15 protein-coding genes and 2 pseudogenes are annotated in these 18448 nt (G+C 70.0%); 3 read left to right on the forward strand and 14 right to left on the reverse strand.

The window, feature by feature from the left end:
* Positions 1–51: 51 nt before the first annotated feature.
* On the reverse strand, positions 52–849 hold the full coding sequence (locus ACZ7KF_RS20095) for an alcohol dehydrogenase catalytic domain-containing protein (RefSeq protein ID WP_471076431.1): 798 nt from the start codon (positions 847–849) through the stop codon (positions 52–54).
* 442 nt (positions 850–1291) lie between these two features.
* On the opposite strand from ACZ7KF_RS20095, the gene ACZ7KF_RS20100 reads away from it, so the two are divergent.
* The gene (locus ACZ7KF_RS20100; RefSeq protein WP_471076433.1) at positions 1292–2119 is read left to right on the forward strand and encodes an alpha/beta fold hydrolase; all 828 of its coding nucleotides are present in this window, start codon (positions 1292–1294) and stop codon (positions 2117–2119) included.
* Positions 2120–2446: 327 nt separating this feature from the next.
* On the opposite strand, the gene ACZ7KF_RS20105 is transcribed toward ACZ7KF_RS20100, so the two are convergent.
* The 3 genes from ACZ7KF_RS20105 to ACZ7KF_RS20115 all read right to left on the reverse strand — a co-directional run bounded on the left by ACZ7KF_RS20105 (position 2447) and on the right by ACZ7KF_RS20115 (position 6261).
* Positions 2447–4909 carry a SpoIIE family protein phosphatase gene (locus tag ACZ7KF_RS20105; protein WP_471076436.1) on the reverse strand — a complete coding sequence of 821 codons (2463 nt, stop codon included), beginning with the start codon at positions 4907–4909 and terminating at the stop codon, positions 2447–2449.
* Positions 4910–5239: 330 nt separating this feature from the next.
* Positions 5240–6118 carry a diacylglycerol/lipid kinase family protein gene (locus tag ACZ7KF_RS20110; protein ID WP_471076439.1) on the reverse strand — a complete coding sequence of 293 codons (879 nt, stop codon included), beginning with the start codon at positions 6116–6118 and terminating at the stop codon, positions 5240–5242.
* Entirely contained in the window at positions 6115–6261 is a 147-nt protein-coding gene (locus tag ACZ7KF_RS20115; protein WP_471076442.1) for a hypothetical protein, read from the reverse strand. The genes ACZ7KF_RS20110 and ACZ7KF_RS20115 overlap by 4 nt, the downstream gene beginning before the upstream one ends.
* A 261-nt stretch (positions 6262–6522) precedes the next feature.
* Here ACZ7KF_RS20115 and ACZ7KF_RS20120 point away from each other — a divergent pair, with 261 nt between their 5' ends.
* The gene (locus ACZ7KF_RS20120) at positions 6523–7626 is read left to right on the forward strand and encodes an AI-2E family transporter (protein WP_471076445.1); all 1104 of its coding nucleotides are present in this window, start codon (positions 6523–6525) and stop codon (positions 7624–7626) included.
* Positions 7627–7647: 21 nt separating this feature from the next.
* Here the strand turns inward: ACZ7KF_RS20120 and ACZ7KF_RS20125 are convergent, their stop codons facing one another.
* From ACZ7KF_RS20125 to ACZ7KF_RS20155, 7 genes and pseudogenes are all read right to left on the reverse strand, one after another.
* On the reverse strand, positions 7648–8325 hold the full coding sequence (locus ACZ7KF_RS20125) for an HdeD family acid-resistance protein (protein WP_471076448.1): 678 nt from the start codon (positions 8323–8325) through the stop codon (positions 7648–7650).
* Positions 8326–8614: 289 nt separating this feature from the next.
* Positions 8615–8992, reverse strand: coding sequence for a zinc-binding dehydrogenase (locus tag ACZ7KF_RS20130; RefSeq protein WP_471077085.1), 378 nt, complete (start codon positions 8990–8992; stop codon positions 8615–8617).
* Between the two features lie 15 nt (positions 8993–9007).
* Positions 9008–9178 (reverse strand): annotated as a pseudogene (locus tag ACZ7KF_RS20135) (alcohol dehydrogenase catalytic domain-containing protein); the annotation flags it as partial.
* A pseudogene (locus ACZ7KF_RS20140) lies at positions 9138–9365 on the reverse strand (alcohol dehydrogenase catalytic domain-containing protein); the annotation flags it as partial. The pseudogenes ACZ7KF_RS20140 and ACZ7KF_RS20135, both read right to left, overlap by 41 nt.
* Before the next feature lie 21 nt (positions 9366–9386).
* Entirely contained in the window at positions 9387–10655 is a 1269-nt protein-coding gene (locus ACZ7KF_RS20145; RefSeq protein WP_471076451.1) for a cytochrome P450, read from the reverse strand.
* A gap of 87 nt (positions 10656–10742) precedes the next feature.
* The gene (locus ACZ7KF_RS20150; protein WP_471076454.1) at positions 10743–12146 is read right to left on the reverse strand and encodes an NAD(P)/FAD-dependent oxidoreductase; all 1404 of its coding nucleotides are present in this window, start codon (positions 12144–12146) and stop codon (positions 10743–10745) included.
* Entirely contained in the window at positions 12143–12361 is a 219-nt protein-coding gene (locus ACZ7KF_RS20155; protein ID WP_471076457.1) for a ferredoxin, read from the reverse strand. The genes ACZ7KF_RS20150 and ACZ7KF_RS20155 overlap by 4 nt, the downstream gene beginning before the upstream one ends.
* A gap of 1265 nt (positions 12362–13626) precedes the next feature.
* On the opposite strand from ACZ7KF_RS20155, the gene ACZ7KF_RS20160 reads away from it, so the two are divergent.
* Entirely contained in the window at positions 13627–15006 is a 1380-nt protein-coding gene (locus ACZ7KF_RS20160) for an MFS transporter (RefSeq protein ID WP_471076460.1), read from the forward strand.
* Between the two features lie 45 nt (positions 15007–15051).
* Here the strand turns inward: ACZ7KF_RS20160 and ACZ7KF_RS20165 are convergent, their stop codons facing one another.
* From ACZ7KF_RS20165 to ACZ7KF_RS20175, 3 genes are all read right to left on the reverse strand, one after another.
* Positions 15052–16971, reverse strand: coding sequence for a helix-turn-helix domain-containing protein (locus ACZ7KF_RS20165; RefSeq protein ID WP_471076463.1), 1920 nt, complete (start codon positions 16969–16971; stop codon positions 15052–15054).
* Between the two features lie 76 nt (positions 16972–17047).
* Positions 17048–17869 (reverse strand): 3-hydroxybutyrate dehydrogenase, encoded by an 822-nt coding sequence (locus tag ACZ7KF_RS20170; RefSeq protein WP_471076466.1) that lies wholly within the window; start codon positions 17867–17869, stop codon positions 17048–17050.
* A gap of 54 nt (positions 17870–17923) precedes the next feature.
* Positions 17924–18403, reverse strand: a complete 480-nt coding sequence (locus ACZ7KF_RS20175; RefSeq protein WP_471076469.1) for an NUDIX hydrolase — start codon at positions 18401–18403, stop codon at positions 17924–17926.
* Positions 18404–18448: the final 45 nt, after the last annotated feature.

An 18448-nucleotide genomic window follows, 5' to 3' on the forward strand; every position in this document is an offset into this window, starting at 1 on the left:
GCCCATCGGACATCTTCGCGGTGCACCCTGCGGCAAGGCATTCGCGCCGTCTCAATCTTTTGCGTCCGGTGCTGGCAGGGCCGCTTCCTCCCTGTCGTCTTCGTCCCGCCCGTCTTCGAAGACGAAGAGTGGCTTGGCGTCGCGTGCGGGTGCTTCGGCGAGCGCGACGGCTTCAGGGAAGCGTTCGAGCGGGAACGGCTGGCCCTGGGGGATGCTCAGCACTTCATCGGTGACGAGACCGCGGACCTGGGAGATGACCTCGTCACCACCCAGCCCTTTGATCTCCTCGACGGCAGCACGTCGCCGTACGACATTGATCGTGCGGATACCCAGATGCCTGGCCAGCTGAATGACGAGTCGGCCGACGGTGGAACCCGCCGCCGTCTGCAACAACCACTCACCGGGCTGTACGTCGAGTTCACGCGTCATCAAGAGCAGCGCGGTCAAGGGGTTGACAGCGAGTTGACAGGCGCTGTAGTCACTCAGTTCGTCCGGGACCGGCAAGAGCCGTCGCGCATCGACAACAAGGTATTCCTGCCAAGTTCCGGCCACATCAGGCCCGGGCACCGCCGGTACGGCAGCGACCACCACACGCTCGCCGCCCCTCAGTCCCTCGGTATGCGGACCCAGTGCCGCAATACGGCCCACGCATTCCATGTGGCCCCCGACAGCGGGAAACTCGGGGGAGAAACCGTAGCGGCCACGCAGCACGTGCAGATCACTGGCGTGAACCGGAGTTGCCTTCACACGGATCAGCGCCTGACCGGCTTCCGGCGTCGGGACAGGCCGGGACTCCAGCCGCAGGACATCGGCAGGCTCGCCCACCTCTCCGGCCACGAGCGCGCGCATGGAGCGAGGCATGAGTGACCTTTCGTCTCTCTGCACCCGACGAGCTCGACGGGCGTTTCGGAAAAGACGATGCCGGTACCGGCGTCAGGCTCCGGGCCTTCTCTTGTCAGGAAGCGCACCAGAGTCGGGTGAGCCTACGGTGCAGCGTTACGCGAATCCCTGCCGCTGGCGCCCACCACGACGAATGCACGGTCGTCGGAGGAAGTCGCCCCGCCCCGACGCGGTCGGCGACCAAAAAACCTCGGAGGGGGCGGGCCCGGCCAGCACCTCTACCGCGGCACCGGACACATGGAGCGATGGGAGTGGGACTACGACCCAGACGGGTGTGTCCTGTGATCGCTTCCGAGGGAAGCTCCACCCTCGGTGAAGCTTCGAATGGCTTTCGACGGCGGCGGGGGTGATGCTCGGGTAGGGCTTGTTCGCTGAACCGAGAGGACCCGCTATGCCGGTCTGCACGACGCGAGACGGTGTCGAGATCTTCTACAAGGACTGGGGACGCGGCCGTCCGGTGGTGTTCAGCCACGGCTGGCCGCTCAACGGTGACGCGTGGCAGGACCAGCTGAAGGCGGTCGCTGACGCCGGCTACCGCGGGATCGCGCACGACCGGCGCGGTCACGGCCGTTCGACGCCGGTGTACGACGGTTACGACTTCGACACCTTCGCCGACGACCTGAACGATCTGATCACCAGCCTCGACCTGCAGGACGTGACGCTCGTGGCGCACTCGATGGGCGGTGGCGAACTCGCCCGCTACATCGGCCGCCACGGCACCGGGCGGATCCGCTCCGCGGTCCTGCTGTCCGCGATCCCACCGCTGATGCTCCAGGGTCCGGACAACCCCGAAGGCGTCCCGGGGTCTGTCTTCGACGACATGAAGGCGGGCATCCTCCGGGAGCGGTCGCAATTCTGGAAGGACACCACGGTCGGCTTCTTCTCCGCCAACCGCGAGGGCAGCAAGGTCACCCAGGGCAACAAGGACGCCTTCTGGTACATGGCCATGGCGCAGACCCTCGAAGGCGGCGTCGACTGTGTCGACGCCTTCGGCACCACGGACTTCCACGAGGACCTCAAGCAGTTCGACGTCCCGACGCTCGTCGTGCACGGCGACGACGACCAGGTCGTGCCGATCGACGCCACCGCCCGCAAGTCCGCCAGACTCATCGCGGGCGCCGAGCTGAAGGTCTACGAGGGCGGCTCGCATGGCATCGCCCTGGTGCCGGGCGACAAGGAACGCTTCAACAAGGATCTTCTGGAGTTCCTCAAGAAGTGAGCTGCGTGGGTGAGGCACGGCCGTGAGGTTGAGCTGGCGTTTGGCCCAGGTCACGAGATTGCCGACAGATGCGCGGTCCGCCCGGACGATGGTGCTCTCGGGGCGCTTCAGCGCAGGCGGAACAGGACCGTGTCTCGATCGTCGAGCACCGCGGCGGCCAGACCGGGCGGGCGGCTGGCCGCCGGGGCCGGCGCCGGAGACGCTCGTCGCTCCTTGGAAGGCGCCTGCCGGGTCGACGTTTTCGACATTCGATGTGTCCAAGTCTCTGGCTTCCATCACGAGCGTCCGCGGCTACGGGAGTAGGGGATCCGTGGCGGCTGTCGGCGCTCAGAAGGCGCCGGCTGTGGACGGCAGGTCTCGTTCGGCCCAGACGACCTTGCCGTCGGCTGCTGAGCGGGAACCCCACCTGCGTGACAGTCGCGCGACCAGGTTCAGGCCGCGGCCGTGCTCGTCGAGAGTGCGGGGTTGACGGGGGCGCGGGTGGCCGGTGTTGGTGTCGGAGACCTCACACGTCAGCACCCGGTGCTGGATGAGCCGCAGGCGGCTCGGGCCACCACCGTGACGGATCGCATTGGTGACCAGTTCACTGACGATCGACTCCACGGGCGTCACCAGCGGCTCCAGACCCCATTGCCTGAGCTGGCGGACGGCCAGGTGGCGGGCCGTCCGGATGGTGGCGAGTTCGTTCGGCAGGTCCCATGAGGCGACTTGGGCGGGTTTCAGTGCGCGGGTCCGTGCAAGGAGCAAGGTGACGTCATCGGCCGGTGCCTGAGCCGGCGACGTCTTCATCGCCCGCGAGCACAGGTCCTCCAGGGAGGCACCGGGCTGTGTCAGGGCGGCGCCCAGGCGCTGCAGGCCGACGTCGATGTCCTCGTCGCGGGACTCCACCAGGCCGTCGGAGTAGAAGGCGAGCACACTTCCTTCGGGCAGGTCCAGTTCCACGGACTCGAAAGGCACCAGGCCGAGACCGAGGCCGAGCGGGGCTCCGGCGGGCAGGTCGGGGATGGTGACCCGGCTCTGGGCATCGACGATCAGGGGCGGTGGATGCCCGGCCCGCGCCAGCGTGCACCCTCGGGTGACCGGGTCGTAGACGGCGTACAGGCAGGTGGCACCCACTACCGCGGCGACCTGGTCGGAGGCGTCGGCGTCCTCGTCGTTCAGTCGCCGGACCGTGTCGTCGAGGTGTGTCAGCAGTTCGTCCGGGGGCAGGTCGAGGTCCGCGAGGGTGCGCACGGCGGTGCGGAGCCTGCCCATGGTCGCCGCGGCGTTGATGCCGTGTCCGACGACGTCGCCGACGACCAGGGCCACCCGGGCACCGGACAGCTCGATCACGTCGAACCAGTCGCCCCCCACGCCGTGGTCCATGTCGGCCGGCACGTAGCGCGAGGCGACCTCGACGGCGGCACCGCCCTGCACACGGTGCGGGAGCAGGTCGCGTTGCAGCGTCACGGCGGCGGTGCGCTCGCGCGCGTACTGGAGCGCATTGTCCAGGGAGAGCGCGGCCCGGGTCACCAGTTCCTCGGCCAGCAGCAGGTCGTCCTCCTGGAACGGCGTCTGTTCCAGGGAACGGCCGAACAGCGCCAGTCCCAGCACGCAGCGCCGGGCACGAATGGGTACGACCATCAAGGAGTGGACGCCGCTGTCGCGTACCTTCTGCGCCCGAACCGGGTCGTGGTCGACCCAGGGGCCGGAATGAGTGTCCAGCACCGGTTCCAGGTATGACAGGCCGGTGCGCATGGCGGTGGAGAACAACGAGTCCGGGTGGGCGTGAACCACTTCCTCACGGACCCACGGCAACTCCAGGACGCCCAGGTCGACGGAGGCCACACCGGCACGGCGCAGCAGCGGCGGGCGGTCACTCGTCGTGCCCTTCCGTGCCGACGGCTCGACGCCGAAGGGAATGGACTCCACGAGATCGACGAGGGCGTGGTCGGCCAGCAGGGGCACGGCGAGCTGCGCCAGTTCCTGTCCGGTCTGCATCACGTCGAGGGTGCTCCCGATGTGCGTGCCGGCCTCGCTGAGGATGGCGAGGCGCTCGCGCGCCCGCCGGTTGCCGGTGACGTCCACGGTCATGGAGCACACGCCCAGCGGTGTGCCGTCCGCGCCCTGGAGACAGAAGAACGAGGCCGAGAAGGCGTGCTCATGGGGCCGGTCCACAGGTGGCCACGCACGGTACTCGTGCACGGTGGTCTTGCCGCTCTCCAGCACCTGCCGCATCACCACTTCGAGCGCCTGGGCCTCGACGGCGGGCAGTGAGTCCTTCAGACCTCGCCCGAAGCGCCGGTGGCGAGCAATGCCGTCGTGCCGCTCCATGTCGTCATTCACCCAGGCGCAGCGCAGCTGTGCGTCATGTACGACGATGCCGATCGGGGCCCGGGCAAGGAGCGACTCGCGCACCGGTCCCCCCATCGCCGCCGGGGACAGGGAACCTATGTCCGTCACCGACACCAGCCACCGGGTGGCGGTGTCCTGCCCTCGCAGCAGCGAGACCCGCAGCGTCATCCTGAGCGTGTGGCCGTCACGGTGGCGTATCGCCGCGGTGCCGGACCAGCCGTCCCGCGCACGGCACCGATCGGAGAAGGCCGAAGCCTTACGGGCGTCCCCGGGAGGGGGCAGCACGTGTGCGGCGGAGCGGCCCACCACCTCCCCGGCCGCATAGCCGACGAGCTGCTGGGCGGCGTGCGTCCACCCCACGACGATGCCCTCGGCATCGAGCATTGCTATCGCTGCATCGGGCACCTCAGGGAGGTCCACCGGTTCGGTGAGGTGGGTGTGCTCGGTGTTGGTCATCGCGGTCTGTCCCATCGGTACGGAGAAGCGAGAGCGTCGGTATGCGGCCGACGGCCCTGTGTGCAGCCGTGGTGAACGGCGATGTCCCGGTGAGCGGCACACGATGCGGTATCTGTCGATCTGAACAATCTGTCCAGTTCTGATGAAATAGTCAGGTTTGCTCCCCTGAAGGTCAAGAGCCCCATACGGGATGAAACAGTCAGACTGCTGGTCGGGGCTGTCGACGCCGACGTCCGCCGCCGGGACGCGGGCGGGTCAGACCACCCGCCGGACGGCCGGCCGACCTCGCAGTCGCCCGGAGGTCCCGGTGCCGGGACGATGCCGGGGGACTTATACCCGCAGCGCCCGAGGACTGATGCGGCACCGCACGGGGGTCGGCAGGCTGACGGCTTCGCCGTCCAGTCCGGCGGGGAGGAAGGAGACGTCGGCGTGCACGACGACGTCGTCGGGCGTGGCGAGACGGGTGAGGCCGTGCGGTTGCCCGCTGCGAAGCCTGGCGGCCGTCTCAGCCGGCGTCTCCGCCCTGGCGGCCAGTACTCCCAGGAGGCCGGAGTCGAGGTGTGCACGCCTGCCGAGCCCGGCGGGGTCATCCACTTGGTAGGGGTTGTTGCTCACCAGCACGGCATCCGGCGTTTCCATGGTGAGCGGACCTGCGCGCACCACCAGCTCCGGGCCCTCGTGGCGGGCCAGGAATTCCGGAAGGATGCGCACTGCCGTGCCGAGTTCGTCGTCCCGGTAGGCGGGGTCCTGCACCAGAGCGGCACAGGCACCGAATGACACGTTGTTGACGGAAACGCGCCGGCCCGCATACCCCAGGTCCACGTACAGCTCGACGCCATCCGTGAGGGCCTCCAGAGCGGCCGAGGGGTCCTCACGGTCCAGACCGAGATCCATCGCGAAGTGGTTGCGGGTACCCGCCGGAACGACCACGAAGGGCAGGCCGCTCTCCGCGGCCACGTCGGCGACCAGCGCTTGCGTACCGTCTCCGCCGGCCACCCCCAGCAGGTCCGCACCGTCATCCACGGCACGTCGGGCGACAGCCGCCAGGTCCTGGGTCAGGGAACAATCGATCAGGAAAACCTGAACTCCGAGCGCACGCGCTCGTTCCGCGATGTGGAACCGGCTTGCCTTATCTCCTCCCGAACGCGGATTCACGATCAGACAGGGCCGTCGTGCGCCGGTCGTCAGCCGCGACGCCTTCTCGGTCACGGTGCGTCCCCGAAAGCCGCATGCGTCAGCCCGGCCCACACCACGGGCGGCAACGGGACAGCCGCGATCACGCCTGCGGCCGACAGCGCCGCCCCTCGCCGGGCCAACGGTCCGGCGATTTCACCTGCGGCCACCACCTTCATGGCACTTCCTTGGCAGTGACGACCTACGGCATCCTGCGGCCATGTCACGGCATCCGCACCCGGCGCAGCCACCGCCGTAGCCGGACATGGCTGCCTTGAGGGCGTTCCCCTTGGGGACGGCCGAGGCATCCGCTGGCTCTCTTCGTCCACTTACCCGGCGGCTCGAGGCGACCCGCTGCAGCCCGCTTCGGAGGCCGTCTGGTGCGTGAGCGCGGGACCAGCAGGCGTTTCCCGGTGACTGGGGCTGGGCACCCGGTGCGCATGGCGACGCGTCCGGTCCCGGTGCGCACCATTCTCGCCACCATCGGTCTGGTGCTCGCCACCATCGTCGTTCTCGAGCTGGTGGTCCAGGCTCGCCGGGTCCTGGTCTGGACGGTCATCGCGGCCTTCTTGGCCGTCTCACTGCATCCGGCGGTCGAAGCGCTGCGGCGACGGGTGCCACGGTGCCGACGGTCGGTGGCCACCTTGCTGGTCTTCCTGGCTGCGGCCGCCGCCGTCGGCGCGGTGATCGCCCTGTTCGTGATCCCCCTGGCCCAGGAGGGAAGCCGGTTCGCCGGTCGTCTGCCCGCGATGATCAAGGACACCCGGGCCGGCCACGGGCCGGTCGGTAACCTGCTGGAACGGACACACGCCCTGCAGTACGTCCAACAGCATCAGGCACAGATCCGTGCGTTCGCCACCGGACTGAGCACGCCCGCTCTGAAGTTCGTCCGCGGTGCCGCGAGCACCACGGCAGGCGCTCTCACCATTTTCGTCCTGGCCTATCTGATGGTCCTGGAAGGCCCCAAGGCGATAGATCGGTCCCTGGCTCTCGTGGACGAGGCGCACGCGGCCCGGATACGCCGCGTCGGAGCCGCGTGCGCCCGTACCGTCAACGGCTACCTGACCGGAAACTTGCTGATCAGCGTCATCTGCGGGCTACTGACCTACGTCGTGCTGCTGGTTTCCGGGGTGCCGTTCGCCGGCCTGCTGGCCCTCTTCGTGGCCCTGACCGACCTCATTCCCCTGGTGGGGGCCACCATCGGGGCTGTCGCCGCCTCCACGGTGGCGTTCGTCCACTCCCTGCCGGCCGGCATCGGAGCCATCGTCTTCTTCATCGTCTACCAGCAGGCCGAAAACCACCTCCTGCAACCGGTCATCCTGTCCCGGACGGTGAGACTCAACCCCCTCACCGTGCTGCTGGCCATCCTGGTCGCCGCCGAAGTCGCTGGAATTCTCGGTGCTTTGCTGGCGATTCCCGTCACCGGCATCATCCAGATCGTCCTCAAAGACATCTGGAATCATCGCGACGGCCGGCCGCTGAGGCTGCCGTCGCGGGCAGACAACAGCCCCGAGAAGGCCGACCGGCCCGACGATCCCGAATGACCGCCGCATGGAAACAGCTGATCAGTGCTGGGGGTGCGGACGTGCGTGGAAGAGGGGGCGCCGCTCGGTGGGCGTGCCGGCAACCAGACGGCCGATCTCGACACGCGTCATGATGGCGCGTACCACCTCGGTCAGGCCCAGGACTATGGCCATGACGCCCACCACCAGGGTGAGTGTCGCGAGGGAGGTGAACGGCATGATGATCATCACGATGCCGGCCATGGTGCCGATGATGCCGAAGGCAACGTGCCAACCGCGGGCCGGCATGGCCTGATCGGAGGCCGCCGCGACCGTCTCCAGGGTGCCTCGCATCAGCCAGCTGAAGCCGATCCACAGGGCGAGCAGGAAAATCGACTCCAGGGGGCCCCGGAAGCAGATCAGTCCCAGCAGGACGGAGACCGCGCCGGTGACGAAGTGCAGTACGCGAAGATGCCGGGGGACGTGGGTGCCGAAGGCGGCGGCGAGTTCGAAGACACCGGTGGCCAGCAGGTAGACCCCGAAGAGCACCCCGACCACGCGGAGCGTCTCGCCCGGCCAGACCAGGGCGATGACGCCCAACGCGATGGTGGCGAGGCCCATGGTGAGCAGGATCTGCCAGCCCAGGTTTGCCACGGCCGACAAACCGTCGGTCAGGCGGTCCTCCTGTGGTTCGGTGACGCGCGGCGGAACGGGGCCGGGAGAATCGGAAGGAGATGTCATGGCACCTGCCTCCTGCTGTCGGTAGCGTGGTCATGCCCGTACCTGTCCATCGTCACCCGATCAGCCGCATGCCGCTCAGCAGGAAGGACGTGTGGGGGCCCGTGGCCCGTGCGGGGTGCCGGGTGTCCCGTCCGGGTCGGCGACGGCATTAACGGGTGGGGGGTGATCACGGCACGTCCCTGGAACCTGCCGTCGTGCAGGAGCTGGTACGCCTCGTTCGCGCGTTGCAGGGGGAAGTGCTCGACCAGCACCTCGATCTTCTCCTGCTGGGCGAGCGTGATCACATCCATCAGTTCGGTGAGGGAGCCCCCGGTAGGGGCGAGGCGACCGAGCACTCGTGCGGCGGGCTGGAGAAATCGACGGGCAGGGCTCCGCCGCCGAGCCCGACAATGGTCAGGTGGCCGAGCACCCTGGCCACCTGAGCAGCCATCCGCAGCGTCGGGTCCACGCCGACCATGTCCAGCACGAGCTGGGCGCCCGGCCCCGCCCTCATGTCCCTGATGCACGCGACCGCCTCGTCGCCCGGGAGCAGAGCCTCGTCGGCGCCCATGCGCCTGGCCGTCTCCAGCTTGCCGGCGTCGGTGTCCACGGCGACGACGGTGGTCGCCGCGAGGACGCCCAGCGGAATCAGGTAGCGCGCCGCCGGGACCAGCAGGTACTCGGCCATGCCGCCGTCGTGGCCACCTCCGAGGCCAGGTCCCTGACCAGCGCGCTGCTGGCAGTAGTTCTCCCGGCCCTGACGGCAGTTGGCGCAGCTGCCGCAGCCCCAGCAGCCGTAGACGATCACAGGGTGACCGGGCTCGAACCCGTGTGACGCCCGGTCCGAGCCGTTCCACCCATCCCGCGTTCTCATGGCCGAGCGTGAGGGGCAGCTTCGTGAAGCCGGGCAGCGGTGCGGGTGACTGCATGATGTGCAGGTCGGAGTGGCAGGCACCGGCACCTGCGACCTTCACGAGGACCTGCCCCGGCCCCGGCTCGGGCACCGGCACCTCGCGCAGCTCGGGAGGCTGCCGCCAATCGACGAGTCGAAGGGCCCGCATGGCGATCCTTCACCCACGCAGTCAGTCGTGGACGCCGTCGATGTCGACGAGGACGTGGCGCGGGCCGCGGAAGATCTGGTTGTGCCGGTAGGGCGGCGGGTCCTCGACGAGCCGGGGGTTCCGCACCCGGCGGACGAACTCGCCGACCGCGATCTGGACCTCGAGCCGCGCGAGCGGGGCGCCGAAGCAGAAGTGGATGCCCTGGCTGAATCCGAGATGCTGGTTGTCGGGGCGTTGAAGGTCGAGTTCGTCGGGGTCGGTGAACCGTTCCGGGTCGCGGTTCGCCGAGCCGTACGCCAGGAAGATCGGCGCCCCCTTCGGGATGGTCGTGCCGGCGATGTCGATGTCCTCGACGGCGGAGCGGGTGTGCCAGAACTGCACCGACGACTCGTAGCGCAGCAGTTCCTCCACCCCGGGCACGATCAGGTCGGGCCGGCGGCGCAGCGTCTCCAGCGCGTCCGGGTGGCGCAGCAGGGTGAGCACGCTGTGGGCGATGAGGTTGACCGTGGTTTCGTGTCCCGCGAAGATCAGGAGCAGGGCGTTGCTCGCGAGCACACCCTTGGACATCGGTCCCTCCGGGCCGTCCTCGTTCACCAGCGCCGAGAGCATGCCCGGGCCGGGCTGCCGGGCGTACCGGTCGAGCAGCTCACCGGCGAACTGCCCGAACTCCCGCACGGCATCCCGGCCCCCGGCCTGCCGGCTCTGGATCTCCTCGGAGGCGGCCTCTGGACCGAAGTCCAAGGCGTCCAGGGCCGTTTCGATCCAGTGGTGGAAGCGTGGCTCGTCCTCCAGCGGGACGCCCAGGACCTTGCAGATCACCGTCACCGGCAGGGGGTAGGCGAAGTCGTCGACGGCGTCGATGCGGGTCTTGCCCTTCATGGCGTCCAGGAGGCCGCCGACGATGCGCCGGATGTCGGGCTCCAGGTCGGAGATCAGGTGAGGCGCGTGGGGCGGGCCGACGAAGTGCGCCATCATCGTCCGGCGGTCCCGGTCGTGCTCGGGGGGATCGCAGGTGATGATGTTCGGCTCGGTCAGCGCTTCCCGGATCGGTTCGGCCGCCGGCTCCGCAGAGCCCACCGCCTGGGCCGCGGCCGGGGCGGGACATTTCCATGGATCCGAACTGACCCGTGGGTCGTGCAGCAGCGTGACGATTTCCCGGTAGGTGCTGACGACGTAGGTTCCGTCCGGCTGCCGCGCCACGGGCGTCTTGCGCAGTTGCTCGTAGAACGGGTAGGGGTTGGCGCGGTTGGCGTAGCGGAGGGCCTGCTGCCAGGGGGTTTCCTCGACCACGAGGCTCCCCTCCTTCTTCCTGTCGTTGCTGTCCGCCTACGGGCTTCCCGTCCCTGCCGTGCCTACGGGCCTGCCCGGACGAGCGCGTCAGTGACGGCGCGGCCGGAACTCGGCCGTCCGTTCGCTCGGGGCGTGGCCGGTCAGGACGACGTCGGGGACCGCCGTCGGGACCCGTGGGTCCGGGAATTCGGCCGGCATCGGCTTCGTGTCGGCCGGCTGGTCCCAGCCTGGTGGCGGTGGCGGGAACGGGCCGGATTGCTGGATCAGGTTCCCGTAGTACTCCAGCCACTTGCTGTGATCGAAGGTGACGGCGGCGACGATGCGGCCCCGGTGACCGTAGGCGGCGGCGAAGTGGCGCTCCTCGACCGACCCCTGGGTGAAGACGATCTCGTCGCCGAAAGGCGGTACGCCGACGGACTTGATGTTCACGCCGAACTGACCGGACCAGAAGCCGGGCAGCAGCAGATGCGGGCGATAGTGGGGCTCCAGGTTCACCATGTTGTGCGCCGCGACCTCGGCGCCGAAGACGGCGTTGTCCCAGTGCTCCATCGCAAGGAACTGGTACTCGTACAGCACATGCGGCGCACGCGCCACGTCACCCGCCACGTAGACGCTGTCGGTGACCACACCGTTGATGTCGAAGGCCCGGCCACCGGCATCGCACCCGACACCCCAGAAACCGGCCGCCAGCCCCGAGCCCTCCAGCCATTCCACGTTGCGGATCGACCCCAGGGAGGCCACCACCACGTCGGCGTCGACGGTGGTTCCGTCGGACAGCTGCGCACGGCGCACGTGTCCGCCGGAGTCGCCCTCCAGTGACGACACGCCCAGCCCGCAGCGCAGGTCCACGCCATGATCGCGGTGCATCCGTGCGGCGATCTCCCCGATCACCCCGCCGAGCGCGCCGACCAGCGGCGCCGAACCCCGCTCGACGACGGTCACCGGGATGTCGAGCTCCCGGCAGACGGAGGCCACTTCCGAGCCGATGAACCCGGCGCCGATCACCAGGACCCGCGACGGCGGCTCGGCCAGCGCCTTCTGCAGCTGCTCCGCGTCATCACGCGAGCGGATCGTGTGCACCCCCTGCAGCGCGGCCTCGGCAGGGTTCGGCCACTGTCGCGCGCGGGTGCCCGTGGCGATCAGCAACCGGTCGTACGGCACCTGCTCCCCGTCGGCCAGACGCACCTGCTTGGCGCCCCGGTCCAGCCCGACGGCGGCCACCCCGAGCCGCCAGTCGGCATCCACTTCTCGCATGCGGGGCAACTTCGTGTGGTCCGCCGGCACCCAGCCCTTGAGCACCTGCTTGGACAGCGGGGGACGGTCGTAGGGCTCGTACGGTTCGTCCCCGATGATGGTCAGGGAACCGGTGAAGCCCTCCTCCCGCAGGGTTTCAGCGGCCCGCAGCCCGGCCAGGGAGGCACCCACGATGACGATTCGGCCGCTGGCCCGGAACTCGCGCACCAGCTCCGCGACCGTTGCCCGCAAGGTCATGACGGCTCGCCCCGTTCCGCGCCGTCCAAGCGGTCGATCACGATCGCCTGCACCGGGCACGCCGCAGCCGCTCGCTCGACGTCCAGGCGCCGCTCGTCGTCGGGGTTCGGCTCGTAGGTGAGCGCCTCCTGACCGTTCAACCTGAAGACCTCGTGCGCCAGATACACGCATTGGGCGTATCCCTGGCACCGATTCAGGTCCACGACGATCCGCATGGTCAGACTCCTTCGCTCCACGGTGCGCCACCGGTCTGGCGTCACGCGAGGGCAGGGCCGGGTGAAGAGGGCAGGCGCGCTTCTCGCAAGATCAGGCGCCCGCGACGTGCGGCGCCGTGATGGGCCGCGCGTCGTCGCGCGCCGGCGTGTTCCGTGGCGAAGGCGCTGCCGACGGTGCCGATTGTCGCTGCACCGGTCAGCAGCAGGCCCGAAGCGGACAACGCGACGAGACACCAAGTGCGCTGTGATCGCATGGGCATACCTTCCGTCTCCATCGTCTTTCGCGGTTCCGTAAGGGGAGGCGCGAGGTGGATGGTCGTCGCCGGTCCCGCCAAGCAGGGTGCGGCGCCCTCTTCAGGTGTCACCGCAGCAAGAGTGAAGGAACTCTCTTCACCGGTGTCCTCAAGGCCGCCTGCGTGTCATTCGCTTGATCGGTCCTGTGACCGGGAGGCCCGAAAAGCCTGTGCGAGAGAGGCACAGGGCGTGTCATCCACGGCGGCCTTCCGCTCAAGGAGCCTAGTCCCGCTTGCACTGCACGGCATCTCGAGCGAGGGGCGGCAGCAGCGACCGGCGTTGTGAAGGCCGCCGCGGGCATGACAGAGAACCCGGTCCCACGAAGGGGCTAGCCTGCGTGGCCGGTTACTGATGACCAAGGGCCATGATGCGGGCGGGCGTCCGCGACGGTCGTCTCAAAGGCGACGGCCACAGCGCCACGCTCGGTAGGCCATTCAAGACGGCCCGTAGGGCGGCCGGCCGGAGAGCGGGAATGCGCGCCGAATACGCGCCGGGCAAACCGTCTATCCGGCACAGAGTGCAGGAATGTGCGTTGACGGGGCATACCGCACGGGAAGTGCGTCATGGTCCGCAGGGGCTGAGCAGCGAGGTCGGGCTCGGTCTCTCAGTCCGGTCACCTACCACGAAAGGACTCTGTGCCGATCAACCGAGATGTCCGAGTCCAACGCAGCGTAGTCAGCAAGTCAGCACGGGAGAGGAGAAGACGGGTGATGACGTGGCCTTTTGGTCAGCACCAAACCAGCAAGGGAGTCAGCACCGCACCGTCAAATCACCCCGAATCACGCGTCCAGGACAGCACTGGTCTCGACCGCCTCCGCGCTCCTGAACCGCCCGTCCCCGGCCCGGCATGGTGGCCGCACGCATAGCCGCCCCCAGAACTATGGTGCCCCACCACATGTGCCCCTGACCTGCGTCTTCCTACCGTGTGCCGACACGTACCCGTCCCCACCGCACACGAGGAAGTGGCGCACATGGCACCCGAAGCAGCAACCGCTCCCCCACCCCCCGCCAGCCTCCCCCGCATCGTCGCCGCCAGCCTCATCGGGACCACCATCGAGTGGTACGACTTCTTCCTCTACGGCTCGGCAGCGGCCCTGGTGTTCAACAAGTTGTTCTTTCCGGACTCCGACCCGCTCGTCGGGACCCTGTTGTCGTTCCTGACGTATGCCGTGGGGTTCGCGGCCCGGCCGCTGGGCGCGCTCGTGTTCGGGCACTACGGCGACCGGCTGGGGCGGAAGAAGCTGTTGGTGCTGAGCCTCGTGCTGATGGGCGGGGCGACCTTTGCCATCGGGCTGCTGCCCACGCACGCCACCGTCGGGGCCGCCGCGCCCGTGCTCCTCACCGTGCTGCGGCTGGTGCAGGGCTTCGCGCTCGGGGGCGAGTGGGGCGGTGCCGTCCTGCTGGTGTCGGAGCACGGGGACGCCCGGCGGCGCGGCTTCTGGGCCTCGTGGCCGCAGACCGGCGCGCCGGCCGGCCAGCTGCTCGCGACCGGTGTGCTCTCGCTGCTCACCGCCGTCCTGTCCGACGACGCCTTCGGCACCTGGGGCTGGCGGATTCCGTTCCTGCTCTCCGGGGTGCTCGTGCTCGTCGGTTTGTGGATACGTCTGTCCGTCGATGAATCGCCCGTCTTCAAGGAGGCGCTGGAGCGCGCCGAGGCACGGCGGGGCGGCGAGGAGGAGAAGCTGCCGCTGGTCGCGGTGCTGCGGCACCACTGGCGCGACGTGCTCGTCGCGATGGGCGCCCGGATGGCGGAGAACATCAGCTACTACGTCATCACCGCGTTCATCCTCGTCTACGCCACCACCTCGGCCGGTGTCTCCAAGCAGACCGCGCTCAACGCCGTCCTCATCGCCTCCGCCGTGCACTTCGCCGTCATCCCGGCCTGGGGCGCACTGTCGGACCGGGTCGGCCGACGGCCGGTCTACCTGCTCGGCGCGGCCGGGGTCGGGCTGTGGATGTTCCCGTTCTTCGCGCTGGTGGACACCGGGTCGTTCGGCTACCTGATCCTGGCCGTGACCGTCGGACTCGTGCTGCACGGCGCCATGTACGCGCCGCAGGCCGCGTTCTTCGCCGAGATGTTCGCGACCCGGATGCGGTACTCCGGCGCCTCCATCGGCGCCCAGTTCGCCTCCGTGGCGGCCGGTGCGCCCGCTCCGCTCATCGCCACCGCGCTGCTGTCCGACTACGACAGCTCCACTCCGATCGCGCTGTACGTGATCGCCGCCGCCGTGCTGACCCTGGTCGCCGTGGCTCTGGCGCGCGAGACGCGGCACCGGGATCTCGCCCAGGTGGAGGGCGAGAGCGGGGAAGCCGCCGGGACCGTTCCGGCCACCGAGGCGCGAACCGTCTGAGCCGCCGCGCCCCGTCCGCGCCGACCGGCCTCCGCGCGAGGCCGGTCAGCGCCGTCCCGGTGTCGACAACCGGTGCAGTCTCAAGGCCAGTTGGATCTCCAGGGCGCGGGCCGGGGTCTGCCAGTCCTCACCCAGCAGGCGGCCCACCCGCTCCAGCCGCTGCGCCACCGTGTTCACGTGCACGTGCAGCGCGTCCTTGGTGCGGGCCGGGCTCATCCCGCCCTCGAAGTAGGCGTCCAGGGTGCGCAGCAGTTCCGTGCCGCGCCGCTCGTCGTACGACACCACCGCGCCGATGGTCCGCTCGACGAAGCCGGCGATGTCCCGTTCGCCCGCGAGGAGCAGACCGAGGAAGCCGAAGTCCTCGGCCGCCGCGCCGTCCCCCGCCCGCCCGAGCAGCTGGAGCGCGTCCAGGCAGCGGCGGCCCTCGGCATAGGCGGCGGCCACGGCCTCGGGGCGCCCGGCGAGGTCGGTGACGGGTGCGGACGCGCCGACCGTGACCGGCTGGTGGACGGCCGTGCCCAGGTGGCGGGCGGTGCGGCGGGCCACCTCCGCGGCGGTGTCACCGATGCCGAGCGGCAGCAGCAGGACGGTGCCGCCGTCGCGGGCCGCGGCCAGGCCCTGCCGGGTGGCCGCGAGGTGGGATGCCGCGGACCACAGCCGGCGGCGGGCCGCGGCCTCCTCGTCGGCGTCGGCCGCCGGGCCGTCGAGGCGGGCGGCGAGGACGACATGGGTGGCGTCCAGGTCCGCCTGGAGGCGGCCGGCGCGCTCGCGCAGCAGGCGCGGGTCCCTGTCGCGCGCGTCCAGCAGGTCGTCCAGCAGCTCACCGCGCACCCGCTGCTCGGCCTCGGCGGCGGAGCGGCGGGCGAGCAGCAGCAGGGAGGTGACCATCGCCGCGCGCTCCAGGGTGCGCTGGTCGACCGGGTCCAGGCCCGGATGGCCGCGCAGGACCAGCGCGCCGAGGAGTTCGCCGCCGGCGGCCACCGCGGCGATCCAGTCCCCGCCGTGCCGTACGGCGTGGCCTTCCGCGCGGGACGCCTCCAGCGCCTGCGCCGGTGCCGCCGCGGCCTCGGCGAACTCCACCGTCCCGGCGAGCACTTGGGAGACGGCGGCGGCCACGTCGTGGACTCCGCCGCCGCGCAGGACGAGTTCGGCGAGCCGGTCGTGGACCTCGGACGCCCGCTCGATGACGGCGCTGCGGTCCCGGATGATCTCGTTGGCCCGCTCCAGGCCGGCCAGGGCGGAGCGGGTCTCGGTGAGCAGGTTGGCGGTGTCGATGGCCGCCGCGGCGAGCGCGGCGAAGGAGCCGAGCAGGGCGATCTGCGCGCGTTCGAAGACCCGTGCCCGGCGGTCTGCCGCGAAGAGGACCCCGATCACGTGCGGCCCCAGCATCAGGGGGACGCCCAGGATCGCGACCAGCCCCTCGTCGCGGACGCCTGCGTCGATGGCCCGCGTGTGCTGGAACCGGGCGTCACGGAAGTAGTCGTCGGTGACGTACGGCCGCGCGGTCTGGGCGACGAGCCCGCCGAGCCCCTCCCCCATGCCGAGGCGCAGCTGCTGGAAGCGGGCGGCGACGGAGCCCTCCGTGACCCGCATGTAGGTGTCGCCGCGTGCCGGATCGTTGAGGCTGAGGTAGGCGACGTCCGTGCCGAGCAGGGAGCGGGCGCGCTGCACGATGGCCTGGAGGACGGCGTCCAGATCGCGCAGTCCGGCGAGGTCGTGGGCCGTTTCGAAGAGCGCCGACAGCTCCGCCTCGCGCCGTCGGCGCCCCTCCAGCTCCGCGCGTACGCGCAGGGCGAGCAGTCTGGCCTCTTCCAGCGCGGCGATCCGGTCGGCCGGCGCGCCCTCGGCTCGGGCGAGCAGCACGGGCTGCTCGTAGGCCTCCACGGAGGCGTCGCGGGCCAGCAGGTCGAGGTAGGTGGCCTCGGCGCTGCCGCTGGGTGCCGGCTGCAGGTGATCGCGGGACATGGTCACAGGATTCCGTATCGGGCACCCGGCCCGGCAGGCCTGTGGAAAACTCCCGGAGCGGGTGCTGCCGGCCTGGTCAGTGGGCCGTCCACCCGCCGTCCAGGACGAGCGAGGTGCCGGTGACGAAGGACGCCTGCGGGCTGCAGAGGTAGGCGACGGCCTCGGCGACCTCCTCGGGTTCGATGAGCCGCCGCAGCGCGCTGTCCTTCAGCAGGACCTCGGACAGGACACGTTCCTCGGGAATGCCGTGGGCCTGGGCCTGGTCGGTGATCTGCTTCTCGACCAGGGGGGTGCGCACATAGGCCGGGTTGACGCAGTTGGAGGTCACGCCGTGGGCGGCGCCTTCGAGTGCGGCCGTCTTGGACAGGCCTTCGAGGCCATGTTTGGCGGCCACATAGGCGGACTTGAAGGCCGAGGCGCGCAGTCCATGGACGGAGGACACGTTCACGATCCGGCCCCAGCCTTGCGCGTACATGTGCGGGAGGGCTCCACGGATCAGACGGAACGGTGCCTCCAGCATCACCGTCAGCACCGTGTGGAACACCTCGGGCGGGAACTCCTCGATGGGCCGCACGAGTTGCAGTCCGGCGTTGTTGACCAGCACATCGGTGCCGTCGGCGGCGCGTTCGGCGGCGTCCAGGTCGGTGAGGTCCACGACCCGCGGTACGACGCTGCCCGCGAGCCGGCCGGCCGACTCCGCCTGCTGGGCCAGCTCGGCCAGCCCGGCCGCGTCCCGGTCGACGGCCCGTACCTCGGCTCCGGCGGCGGCCAGCCGCAGCGCGCAGGCGCGGCCGATACCACTGGCGGCGCCGGTGACGAGGGCGGTGCGGCCGGCGAGATCGAGGGTGAGGGGCTGGAACGGGAGGCCGGGACCGGGCAGGGGGGTGGGCGAGGTCATGTGCCGACCCTAAGCGGAGCCCGGTGGTCACCACATGTGGTGACCACCCATACTTCAGCCGACAGTCGTAGGGTCAAACCATGTGGGTGCCTCGGACAGGGCCTGCTTGATCCGGAAGAGACCGAACTCGTGCAGTTCGGGCAGCGCGTCCACCGCGAACCACCCGACCTCCAGCGACTCGTCGTCGTTGACCCGGGCCTCGCCGCCCACGGCCCGGCAGCGGATGGTGATGTCCATGTACTGGCAGGTGTCGCCGTTGGGGTAGGTCACCGGCTCCAACGCCTGGACCAGGACGACGCGCTCGGCGACGCAGTGCACCGCCGTCTCCTCGTAGACCTCCCGCACCGCGCAGGCCGCGGGCTGCTCGCCCGGTTCGGGGATGCCCCCGATCACCGACCACTTGCGTGTGTCGGTACGCCGGCCGAGCAGCACTCTGCCCTCGTCGTCGAAGACGATCGCGGTGACTCCGGGGAGCCAGAGCAACTGCTGTCCGGCGGAGACTCTGAGCGCGCGGATGAATTCGGGGGTAGCCACGATCCGACCCTAACGGGCCGTGCGCGGCGTCCCGGCCGGTTCAGG

It is taken from the genome of Streptomyces sp. NPDC038200 (genome assembly GCF_055600785.1).

What these genes read in the sequence shown, in the direction of transcription:
- ACZ7KF_RS20095 (WP_471076431.1), bottom strand. Translation starts at nt 849, where the DNA reads ATGCGCGCGCTCGTGGCCGGAGAGGTGGGCGAGCCTGCCGATGTCCTG.
- ACZ7KF_RS20100 (WP_471076433.1), top strand. Translation starts at nt 1,292, where the DNA reads ATGCCGGTCTGCACGACGCGAGACGGTGTCGAGATCTTCTACAAGGAC.
- ACZ7KF_RS20105 (WP_471076436.1), bottom strand. Translation starts at nt 4,909, where the DNA reads ATGACCAACACCGAGCACACCCACCTCACCGAACCGGTGGACCTCCCT.
- ACZ7KF_RS20115 (WP_471076442.1), bottom strand. Translation starts at nt 6,261, where the DNA reads ATGAAGGTGGTGGCCGCAGGTGAAATCGCCGGACCGTTGGCCCGGCGA.
- ACZ7KF_RS20120 (WP_471076445.1), top strand. Translation starts at nt 6,523, where the DNA reads ATGGCGACGCGTCCGGTCCCGGTGCGCACCATTCTCGCCACCATCGGT.
- ACZ7KF_RS20125 (WP_471076448.1), bottom strand. Translation starts at nt 8,325, where the DNA reads ATGACATCTCCTTCCGATTCTCCCGGCCCCGTTCCGCCGCGCGTCACC.
- ACZ7KF_RS20130 (WP_471077085.1), bottom strand. Translation starts at nt 8,992, where the DNA reads ATGGCCGAGTACCTGCTGGTCCCGGCGGCGCGCTACCTGATTCCGCTG.
- ACZ7KF_RS20150 (WP_471076454.1), bottom strand. Translation starts at nt 12,146, where the DNA reads ATGACCTTGCGGGCAACGGTCGCGGAGCTGGTGCGCGAGTTCCGGGCC.
- ACZ7KF_RS20155 (WP_471076457.1), bottom strand. Translation starts at nt 12,361, where the DNA reads ATGCGGATCGTCGTGGACCTGAATCGGTGCCAGGGATACGCCCAATGC.
- ACZ7KF_RS20160 (WP_471076460.1), top strand. Translation starts at nt 13,627, where the DNA reads ATGGCACCCGAAGCAGCAACCGCTCCCCCACCCCCCGCCAGCCTCCCC.
- ACZ7KF_RS20165 (WP_471076463.1), bottom strand. Translation starts at nt 16,971, where the DNA reads ATGTCCCGCGATCACCTGCAGCCGGCACCCAGCGGCAGCGCCGAGGCC.
- ACZ7KF_RS20170 (WP_471076466.1), bottom strand. Translation starts at nt 17,869, where the DNA reads ATGACCTCGCCCACCCCCCTGCCCGGTCCCGGCCTCCCGTTCCAGCCC.